Genomic DNA, 19333 nt, shown 5'->3' on the forward strand with positions numbered 1-19333 from the left:
AAAAACGCAGGCTTGGCCTGCGTTTTTTTATGCCTGGAATGTGCGTCTTATCGACACCCCATTACTCCGGCGTCACCTCCAGCACCCGAATCACCTCCGGCTGCGGATAATGCCAGCGCACCTGCACATCCCAGAACTTCACCCCATACACTCGTTCGGGCGGTGGCACCTGGTAGGCCGGGCGTGGATCCTGGGCCAGGCACTGCTCGATCAGCTCGACCAAGGGTTCGCCCAGGCGCAGTGCGTGGGTGTGTGCCTGGGGCAGTGCGCTCTCGCTCCATAGCACGCTGATCGGCTCCGGCGCATCACTGGCCATCAGGTTCGATGCCTCGGCGACGCTGTCCGCGTACGGCACGTAAGGCTTGATATCCAGCACCGGCGTACCGTCCAGCAGGTCGATCCCCGACAGCAGCAGACGCCCCGGTTCGACGCCTTCCAGGCGCACCACTGACTGGCCGATGCCATTGGGCCGGTGGGTGGCCCGGGTGGCGAACACCCCCATGCTCTTGTTGCCGCCCAGGCGCGGTGGCCGCACCTTCAGGCGTGGCTTGTCTTCCAGTGCCTGGTGGAACAGGAACAGCAGCCACACATGGCTGACCTGTTCCAGCCCTTCGACGGCATCGCCCTGGTCAAAGGGCGGCAGCAGTTCCAGCACGCCACGGGCAGCCGGCGCCAGCTGGGGCTGGCGCGGGATGGCGAACTTTTCCTTGAAGCAGGAACGGACGATGCCGACCGGCGAGACGCTATGCTGCATCACGGCTCAGCCGCGCACGCGCAGGGTCAGGCCCTTGAGGAAATTGCGCAGCAACTGGTCGCCGCAGGGCCGGTAGTTGTCGTGGCCGACCTTGCGGAACAATGCGCTCAGCTCGGGCTTGGACACCGGGAAATTGACTGACTTGAGCACTGCGTGCAGGTCGTCTTCCTTCAGCTCGAAGGCCACCCGCAGCTTCTTGAGTACGGTGTTGTTGGTCACCGGTACTTCGATCGGCTGCGGTGGGCGGCTGTCGTCACGACCGCGACGGTGGATCACCAGGCCGTCGAGGAAGTGCGCCATGACCTTCTCCGGGCAGCGCACGAAGCCAGGTTCCTCTTCTTTCTTGACGTAGCCGGCGATGGCCTCGGCGGAAACTTCCAGGCCCGAGAGCTTGATAATCTCGGCCAGCTTCTGGTCGTTGGCCTTGAGCATGTAGCGCAGGCTGCGCAGTACATCGTTGTGGTTCATTGCAGCGAATCCTGTTCTGTTGCCGTGTCAGTCTTTGCGCGGCGGTAATGCTGGGCTCTGTACGAAATGTATCTGCACTCGCCCATACTGCGTTGAAACGGGGCTCGGAATGCTCATGTACTCCAGTACACTCCGCTTCCCCCCGTTTCGCCTTGTCTGGCCTTCGCGCAGACACATTTCGTACAGACCCTAGAAGCGTTCTGTAGCGGCCACATAGCGCCACTGGCCCACTGGCAGCTTGCCCATCGACACGCCGCCCAGGCGAATGCGGCGCATCGCCAGGACCTTGAGGCCGGCGGTTTCGCACAGTTGTTCGATCAACCCGGGCTGCGGGTTCTTCAGGACCATGCGCAAGTGCTGTTCGTTCTGCCAGCTGGCCTTGGCCTTCGGCAGTTCGACGCCCTTGCGCTCGACACCGCGGGCCAGGCGCTCGAGAGCGCCTGGCTTGGCTTCACCGCTGACCTGGACGATGTATTCCTGCTCCATTCGGCGCAGGTCGGCGTCGAGCTTGCGGGTCACCCGCCAGTCCTGGGTGAACAGTTGCAGGCCGCTGGCGCCTGGCAGCAGCGGGGCGACACAGGCCTGGCGGGCGAAATGCCCGTGCAGCGGGCGCACGCCATCGCGGTGCGCTTCGCTGAGACTGGCCATGCTCATGCCCGCCTGGGCGCTGGCGACGTCCTGTCCGGCCTGCTGATTGAGCAGCAGGGTCACCGGTTCAAGTGTTTCGGCACGGGCGCCCGGGAGCAGTTCGATGCGTTGTCCGGCGACCTTGAACTGCGGCTGTTCGACCACCTCGCCGTCGACCGTGACCCAGCCTCCCTCGATGTACAGTTCGGCCTCTCGGCGGGAGCAGCCAAGCTGTTCGATGAGGCGTTTGGAGAGACGAATGGGTTCGGACATGGACACGGGCATCACGCGGTAGGGAAAGCTCTCATTGTACCTGCCCGCGCAGGGTAGCGGCTGCAAATCGATGTCATTTGCGCCATTTCGGAGCGGGGTGGTGGTTTCCTTGGCTTTTGTCCTAGGACGTTGTACGAATCAGCCTCATGTGCAGCAGGGGATAGGGCTGCCCCAGGCCGTCGGTTTCCGAGCGCCCGTACACCTCGAAGCCTTCGTGCAGATAGAAGCCCAGGGCCTGCGGGTTCTGCTCGTTGACGTCCAGGCGTTCGGCATTGAGCTCTCTTACAGCATGCCGCAGCAGGCGTTGGCCAATACCCTGGCCACGGTACTGCGGCGCGACGAAGAGCATGTCGACACGGCCATTGGCCACGCCGGCGAAGCCGAGGATGCGTCGCCTGGCGTCCTTGCAGCAGACCAGCATCACCGCGTCGAGGTATTTGCGCAGCACATGCTCGCGCAGCAGCACGATGTAGCCGTCGGGCAGGAAGTCGTGGGTGGCGCGCACCGACGCCTCCCACACCCGCACCAGTTCGGGGTAGTCGCTCAAGTGGGGCGTTTGCAGCGTGACGGTGGGCGACATCCTGTGATCCTCGGGGCCATTGAGGAAAACATAGATGCAAAAAAATACCCCGCCAGTGGGCGGGGTATCTTCAGGCGAGCATCGCTCAGACGGGCTCGGCCCACATGTCGTACTCGTCGGCATCGACGATGCGGCAACGGACCTTGTCGCCCGGCTTGAAGCCGTGGTCGCCGTCGATGAACACGTTGCCGTCGATTTCCGGTGCGTCGAAGAAGCTGCGACCGACCGAGCCCTGCTCCTCGACCTCGTCGATCAGCACTTCGATCTCCTTGCCGATGCGCTGTTGCAGGCGCGCGGCGCTGATCGCCTGCTGGTGGGCCATGAAGCGGTCCCAACGTTCCTGCTTGACGTCGTCCGGTACTTCATCCAGGCCCAGGTCATTGGCCGGGGCGCCTTCGACCGGCGAGTACTGGAAGCAGCCGACGCGGTCGAGCTGGGCTTCGGTCAGCCAGTCGAGCAGGTACTGGAAGTCTTCCTCGGTCTCGCCGGGGAAGCCGACGATGAAGGTCGAACGGATCACCAGCTCCGGGCACTGCTCGCGCCAGCTCTTGATGCGCGCCAGGGTGCGGTCTTCGAAGGCCGGGCGCTTCATCGACTTGAGCACCTTGGGGCTGGCGTGCTGGAACGGAATGTCCAGGTACGGCAGGATCTTGCCGGCTGCCATCAGCGGGATCACGTCGTCGACGTTCGGGTACGGGTAGACATAGTGCAGGCGCACCCAGGCGCCCAGGCTGCTCAAGGCCTCGCACAGCTCGAGCATGCGGGTCTTGACCGGGCGGCCGTTCCAGAAGTCGGTCTTGTACTTGACGTCGACGCCGTAGGCGCTGGTGTCCTGGGAAATCACCAGGATCTCCTTGACGCCGGCCTTGACCAGGCGCTCGGCCTCGCTCAGCACTTCACCGACCGGACGGCTGACCAGCTTGCCGCGCATCGACGGAATGATGCAGAAGCTGCAGCTGTGGTTGCAGCCTTCGGAAATCTTCAGGTAGGCATAATGGCGCGGGGTCAGCTTGATGCCTTGCGGCGGCACCAGGTCGATCAGCGGGTTATGGTCCTGGCGTGGCGGCACCACCTCGTGCACGGCGTTGACCACCTGCTCGTACTGCTGGGGGCCACTGACCGACAGCACGCTGGGGTGCACGTCGCGGATATTGCCTTCCTCGACACCCATGCAGCCGGTGACGATGACCTTGCCGTTCTCCTTGATCGCCTCGCCGATCACTTCCAGCGACTCGGCCTTGGCACTGTCGATGAAGCCGCAGGTGTTGACCACCACCACGTCGGCGCCATCGTAGGTAGGCACGACTTCATAGCCTTCCATGCGCAGCTGGGTCAGGATGCGCTCGGAATCGACCAGGGCCTTGGGGCAACCCAGGGAAACGAAGCCGACCTTTGGGGTGGCGGGAGTGGTGGACATGGCTAACCTCGGTATTGAATACAGGTCGCCCGACCGGTAACGGGGGCGATCCTGGCGGACGCTTTTGGCGCCTCTGATCAAAAAGTGCGCAATTCTAGCGAGCGCAAGGTCGCTTTACCAGCAGAAATACGACGAACGCTGCGCTATGCTTCGCGCCGTTGCGCCGGGGCATCCGGGATGGCCCGGCGCGGGTAGGAATTCAACCGGTCTAGATGGCCGTCTGCGGGAGTGGTCGATGGTTCAGGCAAGCAGTCACGCCGAAGGCGGACAGGGCGCGGCACGGCCGCTGGGCCTGCTGGTGGCAGCTGTTGGGGTGGTCTATGGCGATATCGGCACCAGTCCGCTTTACACCCTCAAAGAGGTCTTTACCGGTGGTTATGGCGTACAGGTCAACCATGACGGGGTGCTGGGCATCCTGTCGTTGATCCTCTGGTCGCTGCTGTGGGTGGTGTCGTTCAAGTACGTGATGTTCATCCTGCGCGCCGACAACCAGGGCGAGGGCGGCACCATGGCCCTGACCGCGTTGGCGCGGCGGGCCACGGCGCAGTACCCGCGGTTGCGCATGCTGATGGTCGGTTGCGGCCTGGTCGGCGCCTCGCTGTTCTACGGCGACAGCATGATCACCCCGGCGGTGTCGGTGCTCTCGGCGGTGGAGGGCATGGGCCTGGCGTTCGAGGGTATCGATCACTGGGTGGTGCCGATTTCGCTGGTGGTACTGGTGGCGCTGTTCCTGGTGCAGAAACACGGTACGGAGAAGATCGGCAAGGCCTTCGGCCCGATCATGGTCGCCTGGTTCCTGGCCCTGGCGGCGCTCGGGGTGCACGGCATCTCGCAGAGCCCGGAAGTGCTCAAGGCCTTCAACCCGGGCTGGGCGCTGAACTTCTTCATCGTTCATCCGGGCATGGGGGTGGCGATTCTCGGTGCTGTGGTGCTGGCGCTGACCGGCGCCGAGGCCCTGTACGCCGACATGGGCCACTTTGGCCGCAAGCCCATCGCCCGCGCCTGGTTCGCCCTGGTGCTGCCGGCGCTGGTGCTCAACTACTTCGGCCAGGGTGCGATGCTGCTGCAGAACCCGGAGGCGGCGCGCAACCCGTTCTACCTGCTGGCGCCGAGTTGGGCGTTGCTGCCGCTGGTCGGGTTGGCCACCATGGCCACGGTGATCGCTTCGCAAGCCGTGATTTCCGGTGCCTTCTCCCTGACCCGACAGGCCATCCAGCTGGGCTACGTGCCGCGCATGCAGATCCAGCACACTTCCAGCGACGAGCAGGGGCAGATCTACATCGGCGCGGTGAATTGGACGCTGATGGTTGGCGTGGTGCTGCTGGTGATCGGTTTCGAGTCCTCCGGCGCCCTGGCCGCCGCCTACGGCGTGGCAGTGACCGGCACCATGTTGATGACCACGATCCTGGTGTCGGCGGTCATGCTGCTGCTGTGGAAGTGGCCACCGGTGCTGGCGGTGCCGCTGCTGGTGGGCTTCCTGCTGGTCGACGGGCTGTTCTTCGCCGCCAACGTGCCGAAGATTGTCCAGGGTGGTGCCTTCCCGGTCTTGGCCGGGATCGTGCTGTTCGTGCTGATGAGTACCTGGAAGCGCGGCAAGCAGATCCTGGTCGATCGCATCGACGAAGGCGCGCTGCCGTTGCCGGTGTTCATCAGCAGCATTCGCGTACAGCCGCCGCACCGGGTGGAGGGCACCGCGGTGTTCCTCACTGCCCGGCCCGATGCCGTGCCCCATGCGCTGCTGCATAACATGCTGCACAACCAGGTGTTGCACAGCCAGGTGGTGCTGCTGACGGTGGTCAGCGAAGACCGGCCCAGGGTGCCGGAGCACGAACGGTTCGAGGTGGAAGCCTATGGCGACGGGTTCTTCCGGGTGCTGCTGCACTTCGGCTTCATGGACGAGCCAGACGTGCCGGCGGCGCTGAAACTGTGCCACCTGGACGCGCTGGACTTCAGCCCCATGCGCACCACTTACTTCCTCAGCCGGGAAACGGTGATCGCTTCGCGCCTTGAAGGCATGTCGCGCTGGCGCGGGAACCTGTTCGCGTTCCTGCTGAAGAACGCCAACGGCAACTTGCGGTTCTTCAACCTGCCGCTCAATCGGGTGATCGAGTTGGGGACACAGGTCGAGATCTAAGCTGGGTCAGGGCCGCGAAGCGGCCCTTTTCCCTGTCATTTTTCAGCGACGTTGGCCTTTCCCTGGCGGGTCTCGATCTCGCCGATCAGGCGCTTGGCCAGCGCCGGGTAGTTCTCGTCGAAGTGATGGCCGCCCGGCAGCTTCATGCGCTCGCCCACGGCTGTCTTGTCAGTGCAGCCGCTCTCGTCGGTCTCTTCGACGCCATAGATGCACACCACCTTCGCTGCTGGCAACCTGGCCATCTCAGGTCCGGTCGGCGCCTCCTGGCCTTCCTTGCCCAGCCAGCCCTCCACCTCGATCTCGAAGCTGCCGCTGCGGGCGAAGGCCAGCAGGATCACCGCGTCGATACGCTTCTGGTCTTCCTCGGAGAGGCGGTTGTAGATGGCCGGCAGCACATCGGCGCCGAACGAGTAGCCGGTCAGCACGAAGCGCTTGGTGCCCCATTTCTGGCGGTAGTGCTGCATCAGTTCGGACAGGTCGGCGGCGCTCTGTTCCGGGGTCTTGTGCTGCCAGTAATAGCGCAGGGTGTCGATGCCGACCACCGGGTAGCCGAGCTTGGCCATCTCGCCGGCCACGTCGCGGTCCAGGTCGCGCCAGCCGCCGTCGCCGGAAAGGAACAGGGTCACGGTGTCGGTGGTCTGCCCGGCCGGAACTTCCACCACTGGGATCGCCAGGGCGTTGCCGTCATGGCCGACCAAGGCCTGGGTCAGTTGGGCCTTGAGCACCTGGGGCAGGTGGATGTCGTAGTCGGCGATGCTGGTCTCGGCGTTGGCCTGGTCGCGCACGAAGGCGGCGCTGGCGTCATCCGGGTTGTCGTTCCAGGCCACGTTCCAGTGGCCGTGGGCGGCGGACTTGGGCAGGGCGACCTGGCAGCCGGGCTGCTCGACGGTAAAGTCCACCGAGATGGCCCGGGCCTCGTCGTCGCCTTGTGCGGCCAGCCAGCGCCAAGCCTGGGCCGCGCCCGGGCCGATGCCGGCGACCAGGGTCGGTTTGTCGGCCAGGCGGGTGAGGGCCTGGTCCATCGCCGCCTGCTGCTTGGCGCAGTCGGCGGGCGGCAGGATCACCTGCACCAGCTGAGCCTCGCCGGCCTGGCTGAGATCGAGCAGTTGCTTGTCGGTCAGGGCTTGGGCCTGGGGCACGCCGATGGCCACCCGGGCCTTGGCGTGCACGCCGGGGGTGGCGCGGGTCAGGGCACTGCCGTCGTCGAGGGTGAGGTGCTCCAGGCGCGCCTCGGGCGCCGGCCGGGTCCACAGCCAGAAGGCCGCGCCGCCGGCCAGCACGGCCAGCAGCAGGGGAATCAGTACGTACAGCCAATAGCGTCGGATCATCAACGTTTCACCAATCCAGTCAGGCCGCCAGCGATCAGGGCGGCAGTATCAGCCAGCGCCACGAGCGGGTCGAGCCCGGCCGGCACGGCCATGTAGCGGGGTTCCCAGTCCGGCTGGAACTTGTCCTTGAAGCGCCGCAGGCCCTGGAAGTTGTAGAGCTGCTCGCCGCGCTGGAACACCATCGAGCCCAGACGCTGGGTCAAGGGGGCGCCACGGCGTGGCTGCAAGCCGGAGAGAGGGACCATCCCCAGGCTGAATCGGCCATAGTCATGGCTCTTGTAGTGCAGGATCAGGCCGACCATCATGAATTCCATGGTCAGTTTCGGTGCCTCAGGGTGCGCACGCATCAGGTCGAGGCTGGCCAGTTCGTTGCTGCGGGTTTCCAGCAGGTTGGCGAAGGCCACCGGACGGCCCTGGAAGCGGATCAGCGCGATGCGGAAATGCTGCAGGTACTCGGGGCTGAAGCGACCGAGGGAGAAGCCTTTCTCGCGCACATTCTTGCCGTCGAGCCAGGCGTCGGAGATTTCCTTGAGCTCGGCCAGCGGCGCTTGACCAGGCTCGTGGATCTCCAGGCTCAGCCCGTCCCGCCCGCCTCGGTTCCAGGTGTAGCGCAGGTCCTTCATCTCCTTGCCCTTGGCTTCGATGTCGAAGCGCCGCAGGTCGACCCGGGCCTCTTCGCCGAGCTTGATCGCGGTCAGGCCGATGTCCATGTAGAACGGCAGGTTCTCCGCGCGTACCTGGTAGAACACCGGGCGTGCATGATGCAGGTCGCACAGGTCGCGGAACTGCCAGATCATCTCGGCGCGCTCCTGGGCCGGGCCGATCGGATCGTACAGGGCCACCAGGCTGCGGCCACGGCGGGCATACATGAGGAAGGCGTTGTCGTTGGGGTGGAACAGCAGCGCCTTGTCGCCGGTCAGGGCCAGGCCGCCGTCGGGCTGGTCGGAAGCCAGCAGGATGCGGTTGGCGCGTTGCAACTCGTCGTCGGTTGGCAGATGGATGACCGGGCGGGCGGTGCGTAGCAGCCAGGTCAGGGCGACGATCACCAGCAGCACGGCGCTGCCGAGGGCGGCGCGCAGGCCGCGCGGCGCGTCGGCGTCGAGGGTGAATTGCCACCACAGCTTGTGGGTGTAGGGCACGTCCTGATAGGCAAACAGCAGCAACCACACCGAGGCACCGACCACGCAGGCGCTGGCTACCAGGTACACCGGCGAGAACGGGAGCTCCAGCAGACGGCTGGGGCGGTAGAACGAGCGGCGGAACAGGGCGAGCAGGGCGGCGGTGAAGCACATCAGGCTGGCTTCTTCCCAGTCGAAGCCCTTGAGCAGCGACAGCACCGCGCCCACCAGCAGCAGCACCGTGGTCAGCAGCCAGGCGGCCGAAAGGCGCCGGCGCAGGCCCTGGGCGAGCAGCAGGCAGAGCACGCCGATCAGGCTGGCACCGAAGTGCGAGGCATCGATCAGGCGGTGCGGAATCAGAAAACCCATGTGTTCCAGACGGCTGTCGATCTCCGGGGTGGCGCCGGAGAACAGCAGCACCACACCGGAGAGAAACACCAGGATTGCCAGCACCGGCGCGGCCAGGCCGGAGGCGGCGCGGATCGCCTGCTGGGCGACCATCAGGCGCCGGGCCTCGTTGGCCAGCAACAGCACACAGGCCAGCAACAGTGGCAGGACCACGTAGATCAGCCGGTACAGCAGCAGCGCGGCAGCCAGTGGCGCGGCCCCCAGCTGGTTGGCAAAGGCCGCCAGCAGGATCGCCTCGAACACGCCGACGCCGCCCGGCACATGGCTGAGCACGCCGGCGGCGAGGGCCAGCAGGTAGACCAGCACGAAGGCGCCGAACGGCGGCGCTTCCGGTAGCAGCAGATAAAGCACGGTGGCGGCGGCGGCGACATCCAGGGCAGTGATCAGCAGTTGCAGCGCGGTCAGGCGCGCACCCGGAAGGCGCAGAGTACGACGGCCGAACTGCACCATCAGGCTGTCGGCCAATGGTTGTTCGGGTAGGCGCCGGCGATACAGGCCCATCACCACGGCTGCGGCGGCCACCAGCACGGCAATTGCAATCCCGCCCAGCAGTGGCGCGGGCAGACGTAGCGCGGTTGCCGCCGCCGGCAAGTCGCTCAGGGTGGCCAGGGCAGCCAGGGGGGGGAGGGCGCATCCCAGCGAGAGGCTGGCAAACACCGTCATGCGCGCGACTTCCGCGGCGCCCAGGCCTTGGCGCGCATAGAGGCGATATCGGACCGATCCGCCGGACAGCATCGACAGGCCAATGGCGTTGCCGATGGCGAAGGCACTGAAGCCGCCGAGCACCAGGATGCGGGGTGGCAGTTGCACGGCCGCATAACGGCTGGCGGACCATTCGTAGCCCAGCAGGATCACGAAACCGATCACGGTGGCCAGTATTGCGCCGATCAGCGAACGTGCCGGTACTTCGAGCATGGCGTCATGCAGCGCGTAGATATCCAGCTCGCTCAGCAGGTGACGGCAGGCAATCAGGCCCATGGCGAACAACACCAAGGTCACTGCCAGCCCAATGGGCTGGCGGTACTTGCTCAGCCGCTCCAGCCAGGGCAGGCGCTGAGCCGCCGTGGGCAGGGCCGCTGTCAATGGCGCCTGGGTTTCGGGAGTGGGGGCGGTCATGGGGTGCCTCGTGCAGTCTGCGCGAGGTGGAGGCGAGGTACGGCCAAGTGAAAGTCCCTTTGGAAAACGTATCCGAATATTACTCCGGGCCGGCGTCTTAATCTGTTTCAGGATAGTTAAAGATAGTTCATTCAGCCGCAGGGTCGGCATGGGAGCGAGGAGGGCGGGGAGGATTGTCTTTTACAGGGCGCTGAATGCAACGAACCCCGCGCTATCTTGCGATAGGCGGGGTTCGTTCTGACGAATATGGTTGCGGGAGCCGGATTTGAACCGACGACCTTCGGGTTATGAGCCCGACGAGCTACCAGGCTGCTCCATCCCGCGTCAGAGGGGCGCATTATACGGATTGGCCGTGAGTTGTCAAGTGCGTACATTAAGTACAACGTCGCTTGGCTGATCAACAGACAATAAAAAGGCCACTGTCGAAACAGTGGCCTTTTTTTGAATCTGGTTGCGGGAGCCGGATTTGAACCGACGACCTTCGGGTTATGAGCCCGACGAGCTACCAGGCTGCTCCATCCCGCGCCTGTGGAATCGAATTCTACGGATTTTGTACTGGGAGTCAAGCGTTACTGTTTGATTTTTCGAATGTTTTTACTGATCGATAATCAAGAGACAATAAAAAAGGCCACTGTCGAAACAGTGGCCTTTTTTTGAATCTGGTTGCGGGAGCCGGATTTGAACCGACGACCTTCGGGTTATGAGCCCGACGAGCTACCAGGCTGCTCCATCCCGCGCCTGTGGAATCGAATTCTACGGATTTCCTTTCCGGTGTCAAGCATTAATTCAAAAAAATCCTTTTTTGTTCAAACCCTTAGCGTCTCAAATCGGCACGCGGCTCAGTCGCGACGGGGCTTGCAGGCCGATCGTCCCGCGCAGGCTGTTTCGTGGCAGGGGCATGGGATACTATCTGTATGAATTTACAGTAGTGGCTGTCGTCCATGTCCCTGCGCAAGATCATCCACATTGATTGTGACTGTTTCTACGCCGCCATCGAGATGCGTGACGACCCGCGCCTGGTCGGTCGACCCATGGCGGTGGGCGGGCAGCCTGGGCAGCGCGGGGTGATTGCCACCTGCAACTATGAGGCGCGCGCCTACGGGGTTCGTTCGGCGATGGCGTCCGGGCATGCCCTGAAGCTGTGTCCGGACCTGGAGATCGTCAAGCCGCGCTTCGAGGCCTACCGCGAGGCGTCGCGGGAGATCCATACGATCTTTCGCGACTACACCGAGTTGATCGAGCCGCTGTCCCTGGACGAGGCCTACCTGGATGTCAGTGACAGCCAATGGTTCGCCGGCAGCGCCACACGGATTGCCGAGGACATTCGCCGTCGGGTGGCCCGGCAGTTGCACATCACGGTTTCTGCCGGTGTGGCGCCGAACAAGTTCCTGGCCAAGATTGCCAGTGACTGGCGCAAGCCCAACGGCCTGTTTGTCATTACCCCGGACCAGGTGGAGGCGTTCGTTGCCCATCTGCCGGTGGCGCGCTTGCATGGGGTTGGCAAGGTGACAGCGGACAAGCTTTCGCGGCTGGGGATCGATACCTGCCTGTCGCTGCGCGACTGGTCGCGGCTGGCGTTGGTTCGCGAGTTCGGCAGTTTCGGCGAGCGCTTGTGGGGGCTGGCGCGGGGGATCGACGAGCGTGCGGTGCAGAACGACAGCCGGCGGCAGTCAGTCAGCGTCGAGAACACCTATGACCATGACCTGCCCGACTTGAACAGTTGCCTGGATAGACTGCCGGAGTTGCTGGCCAGCCTGAACGAGCGGATTGCGCGGATGGACAGCAGCTATCGGCCCGACAAGCCCTTCGTCAAGGTCAAGTTCCATGACTTCAGCCAGACCACCCTGGAGCAGGCGGGGGCGGGGAGGGATCTGGAAAGTTACCGGCAGTTGCTGAGCCAGGCGTTTGCCCGGGGTGGCAAGCCGGTACGTTTGCTGGGCGTTGGCGTGAGGCTGCGCGATCTGCGCGGGGCGCATGAGCAGTTGGAGTTGTTCGCAGATATATAGAAGAAGGGCTGCAAAGCAGCCCTTTTTCGTATTACTGCGCGCCCGGATCGGCCACCAGGCGCCCGGTGGCCTTGGTCAGTGTCTGCAGGAACTCCTGTTGCAGCTCCGGATCGTTGCGGGTCAGCTCGATCAGGCTCTGCTCCAGTTCACTGGCTTCTTCTTCCAGACCCAGTTCCGACAGGCGCTTCACCCGGTGGACCCACTGACCGACATCATCGTCCTCGAGATCGTCGAAGATCAGCTCATGGGCCTCGAGCAGCTTGCCGCGCAGGTTGCCGCTGACCAGCAGGCTGGCATCGCCGCGCACCTGGTTGTCCTCGTCGACCACCTGCAGGTGCAGGGTGCCGATATGGTTGAGGTTCTGCTCGGAGAACGGGCTATCGAGCAGGTTCAGGCGTAGCACACCGTTCTTGTCGGTGGTCAGCTCGTGAGTCATCTTGCCGGCTTTGACCTCGACCAGACGTTCGTTCCACGGCAGGCTGATGGACTCCTCGCGCTTGCCCTTCTCGATCTCGTCGATGCCGGCCAGGTTCTGCTGGGCGCGACCGTTGGACTGCACGTTCATGAACGGGTTGACCCCCGCCAGGCCATAGCTGAGCCAGTCGTGGGTGACGCTGTCCGGCAGGTTGCCCAGAGCGAACACGTTGACCACGTTGGCACCAACGCCGGCCACCACCGCCACTGCGCCCAGCGGGATCTCGTAGATCTCCCGCCAGGGTTGGTAGGGGGTGTAGCGGTCGTAGCGGCGGGTCACCTCGAACTCGGTGACCTCGAAGCGCTTGAGCTCATGGATGCGTACACGTCGTTGCGGAAGCTCCATCACCTTCGGCTCGCCGACATCGATCTGCAGACTGTGCTCGAGCAGTTTGCGCTCGACGCGCTCCTCATGATCGCTGCGCTGGGACATCTGGTTGGCGCAGCCGCCGAGGAGCAGGGCGCCGCACAGTGCGGCGCCCCCCAGGGTGTAGGTACTTCGCTTGGACATGATCACTCGCGTAACGGGTTATCAGCGGCTGATGCGGGCCTGCAGGAAGGTCAGCACGTCATCGAGCGGCAGTGCCTGGGCCTCCGATTCGGTGCGGTGCTTGTACTCCAGGTTGCCTTCGGCAAGGCCCCGGTCGCTGACGACGATGCGGTGCGGAATGCCGATCAGCTCCATGTCGGCGAACTTGATGCCGGGGCTGGTCTTCTTGTCGCGGTCGTCCAGCAGTACCTCGTAGCCGGCGGCGGTCAGTTCGGCATACAGCTTGTCGGTGGCTTCGCGGACTACGTCGGTTTCGTAGCGCAGCGGTACCAGGGCGATCTGGAACGGGGCCAGGGCGTCGTTCCAGATGATGCCTTTTTCGTCATAGCTCTGCTCGATGGCGGCGGCAACCACGCGGGACACGCCGATGCCGTAGCAGCCCATGGACAGCACCACAGGCTTGCCGTTCTCACCCAGTACCTGGCACTTGAGCGCCTCGCTGTACTTGGTGCCGAGCTGGAAGATGTGGCCGACTTCGATGCCGCGCTTGATCACCAGGGTACCCTGGCCGTCCGGGCTCGGGTCGCCCTCGACCACGTTGCGCAGGTCGGCGACCTGTGGAACCGGCAGGTCGCGCTCCCAGTTGACGCCGAAGTAGTGCTTGTCGTCGATGTTGGCGCCGATGCCGAAGTCGCTCATCAGGGCGACCGAGCGGTCGATGATGCACTCCAGCGGCAGGTTCAGCGGGCCGAGGGAGCCTGCGCCGGCACCGATGGCGGCGCGCAACTCGGCGTCGGACGCCATCACCAGCGGATCGGCGACCTGTTCCAGCTTGGCGGCCTTGATCTCGTTGAGTTCGTGGTCGCCACGGACGATCAGGGCGACCAGCTTGCCTTCCTCGGCGCCATGCACGATCAGGGTCTTGACGGTCTTCTCGATCGCCAGGCCAAAGTTTTCCACCAGTTCGGCGATGGTCTTGGCGTTCGGGGTGTCGACCAGGCGCAGCTCTTCGGTCGGCGCCGGACGCACGGTTTCACGCGGGATGGCCTCGGCCTTCTCGATGTTGGCGGCGTAGTCGGAGGTGTCGCTGAAGATCACGTCGTCCTCGCCGGAGGAGGCGAGCACGTGGAACTCGTGGGAGTAGCTGCCACCGATGGAACCGGTATCGGCCTGCACCGGACGGAAGTCCAGGCCCAGGCGGGTGAAGATGTTGGAGTACGCCAGGTGCATGCGGTCGTAGGTTTCCTGCAGGGAAGCCTGGTCGGCATGGAAGGAGTAGGCGTCCTTCATGATGAACTCGCGGCCGCGCATCAGGCCGAAGCGCGGACGGATCTCGTCACGGAACTTGGTCTGGATCTGGTACATGTTCAGCGGCAGCTGCTTGTAGCTGGACAGCTCGTTGCGCGCTAGGTCGGTGATGACCTCTTCATGGGTCGGGCCGACGCAGAATTCGCGCTGGTGGCGATCCTTCAGGCGCAGCAGCTCGGGGCCGTATTGCTCCCAGCGGCCGGATTCCTGCCACAGTTCAGCCGGCTGGATGCTCGGCATCAGCACTTCGAGGGCACCGGCGGCGTTCATTTCCTCGCGGACCACGGCTTCGACCTTGCGCATCACCCGCAGGCCCATCGGCAGCCAGGTGTACAGGCCAGAGGCCAGTTTGCGGATCATGCCGGCACGCAGCATGAGCTGGTGGCTGATGACCACTGCATCGGCAGGGGTTTCTTTCTGGGTGGCGAGCAAATATTGACTGGTGCGCATGGTGGGCCGTGTCGATTGCCTGAATGTGAAATGACCCCGCATTGTACGGGGGCGAAACGAAAGCGTACAGAATGCAGCAGTCAGGCTTTTCTGTCAGCCAGGAAAAAGCCCGGCAATTGCCGGGCTTCTTCATTTGCAGAGCAATGCAAGCGCGGGCTTACAGGATGCTCAGCGGGTACTCGACGATCAGGCGCAGTTCGTCGATCGAGCTGGAGCCGTAGTAGACACCATCCGCGGATCGGTAGGTGGCTTGACGTACGCGGAAGCTCAAGTCTTTGGCCGGGCCTTCCTGCAGGACGTATTTGACGTCGATATCGCGTTCCCACTCCGAGCCGTTATCGGTGGTGCGGGTCTTGGCGTCGGTACCGCGTGCGTAACGGGTCATGAAGGTCAGGCCTGGGATGCCGTACTCGGCAAAGTTCAGGTCGTAGCGTGCCTGCCAGGACTTCTCGTCTTCGGCGTTGAAGTCCGAACGTGCGATGGAGTTGGCCAGGAACACGGTACCGCCGCCATCTACGCCATAGGCGTAGTCGCCGTCGCCGCTGACTTTCTGGAAAGCCAGGGTGAAGGTGTGGGCGCCGATGTTGTACGCGGCCGAGAGGCTGGCGGCGATGTTGTCAAGTTTGTTGGAGCCGTCGGCCTTCTTGACCCAGGCGCCAGTCAGGTTCTGGCCAATGGACTTGGTGTCATAGATGTTGAAGTCGAACACCAGTCCTTGCTTGTCGCTGATCGGCAGTGCCCAGTTGACGTTGCCGTACCATTTGCGGAAGTGATCCTCGACGTGCGAGTAGTAGACGCTGGTGCTCAGGCTGTCGGTGATGGCGTAGGTGCCACCCAGGACATCGGCTTCCTTGAGGCGGAAGCTGTCACGGTTGGTTTCTGCTTGAGCGGTCAGGCTGGTGAAGCGACCGGCGTGCAGGGTAAGGCCTTTGATCTCGTTGCTGGTGATCAGGCCGCCTTGAGCAATTTCGGGCAGCAGGCGGCTGTCATCGGTAGCAAAGACCGGCAAGGCGGTGAACTGATCGCCGACCTTCAGTACGGTGTCGGAAATACGGAATTTGGCTGCTGCGCCAGCCTTCGAGTAGTCGTCCTGGGAGCGGCCATCGAGAGCGGTGGGGAACAGGCCGGTGCCAGCGCGGCCTTTGCCGCTGTCCAGTTTCAGGCCAAGCATGCCGACGGCGTCGAAGCCTACGCCCACGGTGCCTTGGGTGAAGCCGGACTCGTAGGTGCCGACAAAGCCCAGGCCGGTCTCTTCGGCGCGGCTTTGACGGTTGCCCTCGTCATCCCGGTCGTTGTTGCGGAAGTCACGGCTGAAGTACAGCATCCGGGTCTTGACGTTGAGTTTGCTGTCTTCGAGGAAGCCCTTGGACTCATCCTGCGAAGAGGCGATAGCCAGCTGCGAAGTCCCTGCCGCTACGGCCAGGGCGATCATGCTCCACTTCATCACGCGCATCGTGATTTGCTCCTTTGGTTTTTAGGAAGAGTACCGCCGCACCCGGGTATTTTAGTTATGGGGCCGGCTCTTTCTTGTTATGTCGGCGAAAATGTATATCACGCGGACTATTCTTGGCGATATGGGCAGAAACAACCTTTCGGTAACTTTATGGCCATGTCGCTGTTGGTTGTCTCCATGTCGCAAATCACGCCTGTCATATAAGGGCGTACAACTCCAGCGCTGTCTCGAAACCGTCATTTTTGTATAAATACAAAGTACGGCTTGTGAAACTCCCTGGTTTATCCGATGCCGCTGTTGTTATTTGTCGCGTCCACCCTGCAATGCAGGGGTCGTGCCGACTTGGCGTGAAACGAATGCAACAAGCGTGCTCAAAATCACGAACGCTTGATGAAATTTTCACATTTGCCTTGAGCGGGGCTGGGAAACCTCCGCAAACACGGGGCGCGACCGGTTCGTCGGTGGGTCGCGATCCCTCCTTGTGTTTGCTTGTGAAGCTGCCTTCCAAGTCAAGGTGTTACCGCCGATTGTTTATCCTGGCTGTTTTATGTGAAGGATGTGTGGCGAAGGTCTGGCGAGCGGCATCATTTTGGTGCGAAAAGTAGCGCAGTGTTACCGAAGCAGGGCGTTGATGTTGTCATTCGCGTGCCACAAATGCCCAGGATCGACGTCGACGGGTGTGGCAGCGGTCGAAGCGGAGTATCCTTGCGCGCCTGTGCCCGACCGCTCGGAAGGGCAGAATCGCTTTAAGGAGGTTTGCCGTGTTCACTCTCGATTCGCGTCTGCAGGAGGATTCCCTAGTACTGGGCGACCTGCCGCTGTGCCGCCTGCTGCTGAGCAAGGATGCCAACTACCCTTGGTTCATTCTGGTGCCGCGTCGCGCCGATATCACCGAAGTGTTCGAGCTCGAGGAGGCCGACCAGCAGCAACTGTGGGTCGAGACCACCGCCCTGGCCGAAGCGCTGAAGGATGCCTTTACCGCCGACAAGATGAATGTCGCGGCGTTGGGTAACGTGGTCAGCCAGTTGCACATGCATGTGATCGTGCGCCGCCAGGGTGATGCTGCCTGGCCTGCCCCGGTTTGGGGCAAGGTGCCGGCCATCGGCTACACCCAGGAACAGATCGACGGCATTCGCCAGCACGTGCGTGCGCTGCTGGGCGAAAGCTTCAAGGGGGCTTGAGGATGTCGCAGGAGCTGGAAATGCGCATGGTCGAACTGGAGACCCGTCAGGCGTTCCAGGACGACAGCTTGCAGGCGCTCAATGATGTGATTGTCGAGCAAAGTCGAGTGATCGAACGCTTGCAATTGCAAATGGCGGAGCTGATCAAGCGCTACGAGGAAATGGCCGGCCAGCAGGGCGGCGGGGAAGAAGAAGCGCCGCCGCCTCATTATTGAGCGCGGCGGCGCAAAGGGTCAGCGGCGGGCGACGGCGACCACGTCTTCGGCCTGCAGGCCCTTGTCGCGGTGCATCACCGAGAACTCCACGCGCTGGCCTTCGACCAGCACCCGGTGGCCTTCGCCGCGGATGGCGCGAAAGTGCACGAAGATATCGTCACCGGAGTCGCGGGAGATGAAGCCGAAGCCCTTGGAGGTGTTGAACCACTTCACGGTGCCGGTATCGCGATTGCCGGCGTCATGCGAAGTGCCTTGCGTGGAGCGGGCCTTTCGCGTGCCGCGAACGAAGCCGGCAATCAGGTGCAGGGCGCAGGCCAGGACAGCACAGGCCAGGGCAGGCAGGTTGCCCAGCTCCGGGCGGGCCAGCAGGGTGACGGTCTGCAGCACCACGGCCAGCACCAGCAGCAGGCTGGCGGCGTGTTGCAATTGCTGGCGCATGCCTTTGTAGTACTGCGGCAGTACCGGGGCGATGACCAGGTTGAGCAGCCCGAGCAGCGCCAGGTAGACGGCTTCGGGTTGTTGCAGGAAGGGTGTTGCGTCAGCTTTCAGGCTGGGTATGAGCGATAGCAGCAACGCCGCCAGGCCCGTCACCAGATGGACGATCTTGAACATTGGTTTGGCTCACATTGATAAGGCCGATCACAGGATGAGCTGGTCGCACGGTGCGCGTGAACGGTAGGCGCGAAAACGTGGCGGCCCAGCCTATGCACCCGGCACTGACAATCCGCACGGGTGGCACACTGCCTATTTAACAGCAAAGGCGCAGGCTTCTCAAACCGGTTGGCACGGGCGGCCCTGTGCCGCATGCGCCGGGCGGCAACTCTTGTTAGAGTGTTTGCTGCCCGCTTGATGATCAAGCCTTATGGAAAGGGGAGCTTCATGGCAATCGATATCGGTATCAGTGAAGAAGATCGCAAGTCCATCGTCGATGGGTTGTCCCGCCTGTTGTCGGATACCTATGTGCTGTATCTGAAAACCCATAACTTCCATTGGAACGTCACCGGTCCGTCGTTCCGTACTCTGCACCTGATGTTCGAGGAGCAATACAACGAGCTGGCCCTGGCGGTCGATTCGATTGCCGAGCGCATTCGTGCCCTGGGCTTCCCGGCACCGGGTTCCTACGCCTTCTATGCCCGCCACTCCTCCATCAAGGAAGAGGAGGGGGTGCCGCCTGCCGAGGAAATGATCCGCCAACTGGTGCAGGGGCAGGAGGCGGTGGTGCGCACCGCGCGCAGCATCTTCCCGGTGGTGGACAAGGTCAGCGATGAGCCGACCGCCGACCTGCTGACCCAGCGCATGCAGGTCCACGAGAAAACGGCGTGGATGTTGCGGGTCCTGCTCGACGGGAACTGATTGCCGGTTGCTTGTCGTTCTGCCGAATGCACCCGGGCCCGATACCGTTCGGCGGTATCGGGCCCGGGTGTTTGTGGGGAAGGCTTTGCCGCTGCTATCGGCCTGGTGGGTGGCGCTTCATGACGGTCATGGACCCGTTTGCTGACGAACGGGGTGTGTTTCGTGACGATGGGGCGGTGC

Annotated in this window: 16 protein-coding genes and 3 tRNA genes; 5 read left to right on the forward strand and 14 right to left on the reverse strand. The window is 63.4% G+C overall.

The features are described from left to right. Positions 1 to 61 precede the first annotated feature (61 nt). From tsaA to rimO, 5 genes are all read right to left on the reverse strand, one after another. Positions 62 to 754: a tRNA (N6-threonylcarbamoyladenosine(37)-N6)-methyltransferase TrmO gene (tsaA, locus tag AC25M7_RS20350; protein ID WP_486971396.1), complete on the reverse strand. Its 693-nt coding sequence runs from the start codon at positions 752 to 754 to the stop codon at positions 62 to 64. 6 nt (positions 755 to 760) lie between these two features. Then, positions 761 to 1222, reverse strand: a complete 462-nt coding sequence (locus AC25M7_RS20355) for a YehS family protein (protein WP_028690605.1) — start codon at positions 1220 to 1222, stop codon at positions 761 to 763. 189 nt (positions 1223 to 1411) lie between these two features. Then, on the reverse strand, positions 1412 to 2122 hold the full coding sequence (locus tag AC25M7_RS20360; RefSeq protein ID WP_062361255.1) for an rRNA pseudouridine synthase: 711 nt from the start codon (positions 2120 to 2122) through the stop codon (positions 1412 to 1414). Positions 2123 to 2243: 121 nt separating this feature from the next. After that, positions 2244 to 2702, reverse strand: a complete 459-nt coding sequence (locus tag AC25M7_RS20365) for a GNAT family N-acetyltransferase (RefSeq protein ID WP_088852271.1) — start codon at positions 2700 to 2702, stop codon at positions 2244 to 2246. Between the two features lie 85 nt (positions 2703 to 2787). Further along, positions 2788 to 4119 carry a 30S ribosomal protein S12 methylthiotransferase RimO gene (rimO, locus tag AC25M7_RS20370; protein ID WP_050704462.1) on the reverse strand — a complete coding sequence of 444 codons (1332 nt, stop codon included), beginning with the start codon at positions 4117 to 4119 and terminating at the stop codon, positions 2788 to 2790. Positions 4120 to 4354: 235 nt separating this feature from the next. On the opposite strand from rimO, the gene AC25M7_RS20375 reads away from it, so the two are divergent. Next, entirely contained in the window at positions 4355 to 6253 is a 1899-nt protein-coding gene (locus AC25M7_RS20375) for a potassium transporter Kup (RefSeq protein WP_028690601.1), read from the forward strand. Positions 6254 to 6288: 35 nt separating this feature from the next. Here AC25M7_RS20375 and AC25M7_RS20380 read toward each other — a convergent pair whose 3' ends face one another. From AC25M7_RS20380 to AC25M7_RS20400, 5 genes are all read right to left on the reverse strand, one after another. Beyond that, on the reverse strand, positions 6289 to 7581 hold the full coding sequence (locus tag AC25M7_RS20380; protein ID WP_069016694.1) for a virulence factor family protein: 1293 nt from the start codon (positions 7579 to 7581) through the stop codon (positions 6289 to 6291). Continuing rightward, on the reverse strand, positions 7581 to 10223 hold the full coding sequence (gene mprF, locus AC25M7_RS20385) for a bifunctional lysylphosphatidylglycerol flippase/synthetase MprF (protein ID WP_028690599.1): 2643 nt from the start codon (positions 10221 to 10223) through the stop codon (positions 7581 to 7583). The genes AC25M7_RS20380 and mprF overlap by 1 nt, the downstream gene beginning before the upstream one ends. 247 nt (positions 10224 to 10470) lie before the next feature. Continuing rightward, a tRNA-Met gene (locus tag AC25M7_RS20390) sits at positions 10471 to 10547 on the reverse strand. Between the two features lie 124 nt (positions 10548 to 10671). Next, a tRNA-Met gene (locus tag AC25M7_RS20395) sits at positions 10672 to 10748 on the reverse strand. A gap of 135 nt (positions 10749 to 10883) precedes the next feature. Then, a tRNA-Met gene (locus tag AC25M7_RS20400) sits at positions 10884 to 10960 on the reverse strand. A 210-nt stretch (positions 10961 to 11170) separates the two neighbouring features. Between AC25M7_RS20400 and dinB the strand changes: the two genes are divergently transcribed. Continuing rightward, a complete protein-coding gene (dinB, locus tag AC25M7_RS20405) occupies positions 11171 to 12229 on the forward strand; it encodes a DNA polymerase IV (RefSeq protein WP_199522813.1) in 1059 nt (352 codons plus the stop codon). Between the two features lie 31 nt (positions 12230 to 12260). Here the strand turns inward: dinB and AC25M7_RS20410 are convergent, their stop codons facing one another. The 3 genes from AC25M7_RS20410 to AC25M7_RS20420 all read right to left on the reverse strand — a co-directional run bounded on the left by AC25M7_RS20410 (position 12261) and on the right by AC25M7_RS20420 (position 16404). Next, positions 12261 to 13214, reverse strand: coding sequence for a hypothetical protein (locus tag AC25M7_RS20410; protein WP_028690597.1), 954 nt, complete (start codon positions 13212 to 13214; stop codon positions 12261 to 12263). A gap of 21 nt (positions 13215 to 13235) precedes the next feature. After that, entirely contained in the window at positions 13236 to 14951 is a 1716-nt protein-coding gene (locus AC25M7_RS20415; RefSeq protein WP_486971397.1) for a proline--tRNA ligase, read from the reverse strand. 157 nt (positions 14952 to 15108) lie between these two features. Next, positions 15109 to 16404, reverse strand: a complete 1296-nt coding sequence (locus tag AC25M7_RS20420; RefSeq protein WP_050704469.1) for an OprD family porin — start codon at positions 16402 to 16404, stop codon at positions 15109 to 15111. A 761-nt stretch (positions 16405 to 17165) separates the two neighbouring features. Here AC25M7_RS20420 and AC25M7_RS20425 point away from each other — a divergent pair. Both AC25M7_RS20425 and AC25M7_RS20430 read left to right on the forward strand, forming a co-directional pair. Next, complete coding sequence (locus AC25M7_RS20425; protein WP_486971398.1) at positions 17166 to 17585, forward strand: HIT family protein; 420 nt, start codon at positions 17166 to 17168, stop codon at positions 17583 to 17585. Between the two features lie 2 nt (positions 17586 to 17587). Then, positions 17588 to 17800 carry a SlyX family protein gene (locus tag AC25M7_RS20430; protein ID WP_036986089.1) on the forward strand — a complete coding sequence of 71 codons (213 nt, stop codon included), beginning with the start codon at positions 17588 to 17590 and terminating at the stop codon, positions 17798 to 17800. Between the two features lie 18 nt (positions 17801 to 17818). On the opposite strand, the gene AC25M7_RS20435 is transcribed toward AC25M7_RS20430, so the two are convergent. Beyond that, positions 17819 to 18412, reverse strand: coding sequence for a cold-shock protein (locus AC25M7_RS20435; protein WP_028690592.1), 594 nt, complete (start codon positions 18410 to 18412; stop codon positions 17819 to 17821). Positions 18413 to 18679: 267 nt separating this feature from the next. Between AC25M7_RS20435 and AC25M7_RS20440 the strand changes: the two genes are divergently transcribed. Beyond that, complete coding sequence (locus AC25M7_RS20440) at positions 18680 to 19153, forward strand: Dps family protein (RefSeq protein WP_028690591.1); 474 nt, start codon at positions 18680 to 18682, stop codon at positions 19151 to 19153. Positions 19154 to 19333 lie beyond the last annotated feature (180 nt).

The organism is Pseudomonas sp. P106(2024) (genome assembly GCF_057480815.1).

Bases quoted from the DNA above. Each gene is read 5' to 3' on its own strand.
- tsaA (WP_486971396.1), bottom strand. From the start codon at position 754: ATGCAGCATAGCGTCTCGCCGGTCGGCATCGTCCGTTCCTGCTTCAAG.
- AC25M7_RS20355 (WP_028690605.1), bottom strand. From the start codon at position 1,222: ATGAACCACAACGATGTACTGCGCAGCCTGCGCTACATGCTCAAGGCC.
- AC25M7_RS20360 (WP_062361255.1), bottom strand. From the start codon at position 2,122: ATGTCCGAACCCATTCGTCTCTCCAAACGCCTCATCGAACAGCTTGGC.
- AC25M7_RS20365 (WP_088852271.1), bottom strand. From the start codon at position 2,702: ATGTCGCCCACCGTCACGCTGCAAACGCCCCACTTGAGCGACTACCCC.
- rimO (WP_050704462.1), bottom strand. From the start codon at position 4,119: ATGTCCACCACTCCCGCCACCCCAAAGGTCGGCTTCGTTTCCCTGGGT.
- AC25M7_RS20375 (WP_028690601.1), top strand. From the start codon at position 4,355: ATGGTTCAGGCAAGCAGTCACGCCGAAGGCGGACAGGGCGCGGCACGG.
- AC25M7_RS20380 (WP_069016694.1), bottom strand. From the start codon at position 7,581: ATGATCCGACGCTATTGGCTGTACGTACTGATTCCCCTGCTGCTGGCC.
- mprF (WP_028690599.1), bottom strand. From the start codon at position 10,223: ATGACCGCCCCCACTCCCGAAACCCAGGCGCCATTGACAGCGGCCCTG.
- AC25M7_RS20410 (WP_028690597.1), bottom strand. From the start codon at position 13,214: ATGTCCAAGCGAAGTACCTACACCCTGGGGGGCGCCGCACTGTGCGGC.
- AC25M7_RS20415 (WP_486971397.1), bottom strand. From the start codon at position 14,951: ATGCGCACCAGTCAATATTTGCTCGCCACCCAGAAAGAAACCCCTGCC.
- AC25M7_RS20420 (WP_050704469.1), bottom strand. From the start codon at position 16,404: ATGCGCGTGATGAAGTGGAGCATGATCGCCCTGGCCGTAGCGGCAGGG.
- AC25M7_RS20430 (WP_036986089.1), top strand. From the start codon at position 17,588: ATGTCGCAGGAGCTGGAAATGCGCATGGTCGAACTGGAGACCCGTCAG.
- AC25M7_RS20435 (WP_028690592.1), bottom strand. From the start codon at position 18,412: ATGTTCAAGATCGTCCATCTGGTGACGGGCCTGGCGGCGTTGCTGCTA.
- AC25M7_RS20440 (WP_028690591.1), top strand. From the start codon at position 18,680: ATGGCAATCGATATCGGTATCAGTGAAGAAGATCGCAAGTCCATCGTC.